At 30.0% G+C, this 4,982-nt stretch carries 4 protein-coding genes and 1 pseudogene; 1 reads left to right on the top strand and 4 read right to left on the bottom strand.

Translation table 11 applies throughout. The features are described 5' to 3' along the window. From ACI3VO_RS06015 to ACI3VO_RS06000, 4 genes and pseudogenes are all read right to left on the bottom strand, one after another. Positions 1 to 725, bottom strand: a pseudogene (locus tag ACI3VO_RS06015) (carbamoyl-phosphate synthase large subunit); the annotation flags it as partial. Between the two features lie 30 nt (positions 726 to 755). Then, entirely contained in the window at positions 756 to 1,820 is a 1,065-nt protein-coding gene (locus tag ACI3VO_RS06010) for a carbamoyl phosphate synthase small subunit (RefSeq protein WP_439757038.1), read from the bottom strand. Between the two features lie 13 nt (positions 1,821 to 1,833). Further along, positions 1,834 to 2,550 (bottom strand): orotidine-5'-phosphate decarboxylase, encoded by a 717-nt coding sequence (gene pyrF / locus ACI3VO_RS06005; RefSeq protein ID WP_439757037.1) that lies wholly within the window; start codon positions 2,548 to 2,550, stop codon positions 1,834 to 1,836. A gap of 419 nt (positions 2,551 to 2,969) precedes the next feature. Further along, a complete protein-coding gene (locus tag ACI3VO_RS06000) occupies positions 2,970 to 3,770 on the bottom strand; it encodes a nitroreductase family protein (protein WP_439757036.1) in 801 nt (266 codons plus the stop codon). 310 nt (positions 3,771 to 4,080) lie between these two features. Between ACI3VO_RS06000 and ACI3VO_RS05995 the strand changes: the two genes are divergently transcribed. Further along, the coding region (locus ACI3VO_RS05995; protein WP_439757035.1) for an aminopeptidase at positions 4,081 to 4,982 on the top strand (902 nt) is incomplete at its 3' end.

Genomic DNA, 4,982 nt, shown 5'->3' with positions numbered 1-4,982 from the left:
ACACCAACTGGGTCTACATTTTCCATATTACAAATAGCTATAGAGTTGCCAGCACCGTCTCTCATCACTTCGTATTCAATTTCTTTCCAACCTTTTATACTTTTTTCTATAAGAACTTGAGTAACTGGACTTAGTTGTAAACCGTGAGTAAGTATTTCTTCTAACTCTTCTCTGTTTTCAGCTATACCTCCACCAGTTCCACCTAATGTGTAAGCAGGTCTTATTATTACTGGATATCCTATTTTTTCAGCATATATAATACCATCTTCTAAGTTTGTTACTATATCACTTTCTATTATTGGTTGATTGATAGATTTCATTGTTTCTCTGAATTCATCTCTATCTTCACCTTTTTTGATTGCTTCAACTGAAGTTCCTATTACCTTAACACCGTATTTATCTAATATACCAGCATCTGCTAATTCTACTGCTAAGTTAAGTCCTGTTTGTCCTCCCATACCTGCAAGTAAGCTGTCTGGTCTTTCTTTCTCTATAACTTTTTCTATTACTTCTATTGTAAGAGGTTCTATGTATATTTTATGAGCAACTTCTTTATCTGTCATTATTGTTGCTGGGTTTGAGTTTATTAATACAACCTCTATTCCTTCTTCTTTCAATGTTTCACAAGCTTGCGTCCCAGAATAGTCGAATTCTGCAGCTTGCCCAATTACTATTGGTCCTGATCCTAATACTAATGTTTTTTTGATGCTATCTATTTTAGGCATAATTCCATCTCCTCCACAAAATACTTATAACTATTTATTACTATCTACTAATTCTAAGAATTTATCATATATATGCATATTATCTTTTGATACTGAACAAGAATCTGGATGATATTGAACACTATATATTGGTAATTCTTTATGCTTCATACCTTCAACTGTATTATCATTTAAGTTGATTTGTGTTACATTCATACATTCTGGCACTTCACTTACATAATAACCGTGATTTTGTGCAGTTATAAATATTTTATTCATTTCTAAATCTTTTACAGGATGATTTCCTCCTCTGTGTCCAAACTTAAGTTTTCCAGTTTTTCCACCAAAGGCTTTAGCTATTATTTGATGTCCTAAACCTATTCCCACCATAGGTTTTTTACCTATCATATTCTTAACATTCTCAATTATACTATTATCTATTTCAGCTGGATCTCCAGGTCCATTTGATAAGAATATTAAATCTGGATTATCATTTAATATTTCTTCTGCTGTTGCTGTAGCAGGATATACTGTTACATCACAATCTCTTTTTACAAAGTCATTTATTATATAATTTTTTACTCCATAATCTATAATCGCTACTTTTTCTCTATTTCCTTGAAAACATTCTTTTTCTTTTCTTGAAACTGCTAAAACAGCATCAGCATTACTAAAGTTTTCTAATTTTGTTTTTGTATTTTCAAATGTAGCATTACTATCTAATGTTATGATACCTTTCATTGTACCTTTTTTTGTTATCATTTTTGTTAATGCTCTTGTATCTATTCCTTCAAGTCCTATTATTTTATTTTGTTTTAAATAAACGTCTAGGCTCATTTCATTTCTAAAATTGTTTGGTGTATCACTTTTTTCTCTAACTATAAATCCTTTAGCACATACTTTTTTTGATTGTACATCTTCTAAGCTGATTCCATAATTTCCTATTAACGGGTAAGTCATAGTTACTATTTGTCCATAATAAGAAGGGTCTGTTAATATTTCTCCATATCCAGCCATAGAAGTATTGAATACTACTTCTCCAACAGATTCTTCTAAATAACCAAATGCTTTACCTTTAAAAATAGTACCATCTTCTAATATTAATTTAGCCTTCATATTAACTTACCTCCTAAGCATTTTCTATTTCTTTAACTATATCTATAGCTGATTGTTTTGGATCCTCAGCTTTTGTTATTGGTCTTCCAACTACTATATAATGTGCTCCTTTTTGTATAGCTTCTGCTGGAGTAACAACTCTTTTTTGATCTCCTACTGCTGCTGATGCTGGTCTGATTCCTGGGCATACAGTTACGAAATCTTTACCACAAGCTTCTACTATTTTGTCTACTTCTTTAGCAGAGCATACTACTCCATCTATTCCTGATTTCTTAGCTAATTTTGCTCTCTTTATAGCTAATTCTTCAGTTGTCATATTACATCCAATATCTTGTAAATCTTCATTACTTAGTGAAGTTAAAACTGTAACCCCAACTATTATTGGTTTTTCAATATTTAATCTTTCTGCTTCTTGTTTTGCTATTTCTGCACATTGTCTCATACCTTCAAAGTCTGAAACGTGTATTGTCATTAACCAAACATTATCCTTTATAGCTGCTTTTACTGCGCTTTTCATTGTGTTTGGTATATCGTGGAATTTAAGGTCTAAGAATATTTTTTTCCCTTTTTCCTTTAAATATTCCACTGTTTTCCCTTTTGTAGCAACATATTGTTCTAATCCTACTTTAAATATGTCTACACTGTCTTCTAATTGATCGATTAAATCCTTAGCTTTATCAAAGTCGTCTGTGTCAATAGCTACTATTAACTTATCTTTTCCATTTATCATTTTATTCTCTCCTTCTTAATAAAGCCTTATTTTAAAAAAAGCCCTTAAACCACAGAGGTATAAGGACTTTGTATACATAAATAACTCACTTGTTAAGTATGAAGTATCTTTATCAGCCTCTCTGGACTATTTTAAAAGACTTTATTACGTTTTTTTATATATGAAAAAACCTCTAGCAATTAACCAGAGGTAAAAATAATCTCAACAAATAATACTTAAGACATGATGACCTCACTGTGCCAATATACACTCTTAAATATAATAATTCATCAAATTACTTTATATTCTCTCTGGAATAATTTAAAGTTTTATTTAAATTTTGCATAGCTTATATAGATTATTGCACTTATTTGTTTATATGTCAACCTCTGTTTAAACATGATTTTAATAAATAACTTGTTTAATTAAATTTATATATTTTATATATTTTTTTCAATAATACTTATAAAATAAGCTCTTTTTCGCTTATTTTTAACATCAAGTTTTCTGTATTCTACATCTAGATTATCATGCTTACAACCAATCTCAAAATGTTTCAATGCTACTCCCATACTTATTCTACTGTATTTTTCTAGCTCTAATCTTTTCTTGTGTTCATTTTCAAATAAATTAAATCCATTTTCTATCTGCTCTAATGTCCATGGCTGGCAATTATTGATTGATGGTGCAACCCTTAGAGCATTTAACGCATTAAACCATTTTTCATCGTATTTCTTACATATATGTTTCATTTTATGTCTATCGTGTACCGCTGAAGCTGATCTAAATAAAGCCTCTCCTTGATCTGGATATCCGAAAGCTATTATAGCTTGAGGATATTCTATTTCTGACTCATCTTGTCCATCTATTTTATCTAAATTAACAAATTCTTCTATTTCTTCTCTGTCTAACATACATTTTAACCATGTTGTTCCTAAACCTAAACATGCCATTTCTAAAGTAACTTCTTGTAGTGCATATCCTATATTTTCTAGATAATCTTCCCCTTCGTTACTAGTTATCAATATATAATGAGGCGCTTTGATTTGAATCTTATTATTAGTAGAAAAATTAATCAAATGACCTCTATCTATCACATGAGCTTTTATATTCAAATTTGTATTTAGATAAGTTATATCGCTACATAGTCTTTTTACTTCTTTCATTAAAAATTCTGTTATTGGTTTTGTTGAATAAAATTCTATAGACTTTCTATAGAAAATAGCATCATATAACTCCATCTATTTCCTCCCATTAAATCTATTACATTACTTATATAATATTAAAATTATCACAGTAATATTATATGCTTTTTAGTTGATAAATTAAAGAGTTCTAATTCTTAAAATTATTTAAATATTTCCTATCCAAAATTTAGTTTTTTAGTATATATTTTTTATTAAATACAATACTAGAAATATGTAAATTTTTCGAACCAACTTCGTTACCATAAATTACATAATTAAAATAAAACTTTGTTTATATACAATGTTATAATTTAATAGTAGATATTATATATTTCTAAATAATTATATTGAAAGGAGCTTTTTTATGGATTTTAATTTAAAATTACAAAAATATGCTGAACTAGCAGTTAAAACAGGAGTAAATATTCAACCAGGTCAAACTCTACTTGTAAGATCTCCTATAGAATGTGCAGATTACGTTAGATGTGTTGTAGAAGAAGCTTACAAGTCTGGAGCTAAAAACGTTTATATAGAATGGTCTGATGAAAAATGTACTTTAATCAGATACTTAAACGCACCTGATGAAGCATTTGAAGAATTCCCTAGATGGATTTCAGACCAATACGTAGATATAGCTAAAGAAGGTGGAGCTTTCCTATCTATACATGCTCAAGACCCAGATTTACTAAAGAACGTAGATCCTCAAAGAATAGCAAACTATCAAAAAGTATCAGGTCAAGCACTAAAAGAATGGCGCACTTATACTTTGACAAATAAATCTAGATGGAGCATCGTATCTGTTCCTACTGCAGCTTGGGCTAAGAAGATATTCCCTGATGCTTCTGAACAAGAAGCAATAGATAAGCTTTGGGACCTAATCTTCAAATGCACTAGAGTTACAGATGACCCAATCAAGGCTTGGCAAGAACACAACGAAAGTCTTAAAGAAAAAACAGCCTTCTTAAACAACAAGAAATTTAAAACACTAAAATACAAATCAAAAATAACTGATTTAACTGTTGAAATGCCAGAAGGTCACATATGGGAAAGTGGAAGCGAAAAGGATGTAAACGGCATAGAATTCAATCCAAACATGCCTACTGAAGAAATTTTCTGCTTACCTCATAAATACGGTGTAAACGGAACACTTGCAAGCACTAAACCACTAGTTTACGGTGGAAATGTTATAGACGACTTCGTATTAAAATTTGAAAACGGTAGAATAGTCGACGTCAAAGCTAAGGAAGGAGAAGAAACTCTAAAACA

Source organism: Intestinibacter sp. (genome assembly GCF_051866655.1).
In the GTDB taxonomy this organism is placed as follows: Bacteria; Bacillota; Clostridia; order Peptostreptococcales; family Peptostreptococcaceae; genus Intestinibacter.
This window is presented reverse-complemented; position numbering and strand designations above follow the sequence as displayed.

Excerpts from the sequence above, each read along its gene's own strand:
- ACI3VO_RS06010 (WP_439757038.1), bottom strand. The coding sequence starts at position 1,820 with ATGAAGGCTAAATTAATATTAGAAGATGGTACTATTTTTAAAGGTAAA.
- ACI3VO_RS06000 (WP_439757036.1), bottom strand. The coding sequence starts at position 3,770 with ATGGAGTTATATGATGCTATTTTCTATAGAAAGTCTATAGAATTTTAT.
- pyrF (WP_439757037.1), bottom strand. The coding sequence starts at position 2,550 with ATGATAAATGGAAAAGATAAGTTAATAGTAGCTATTGACACAGACGAC.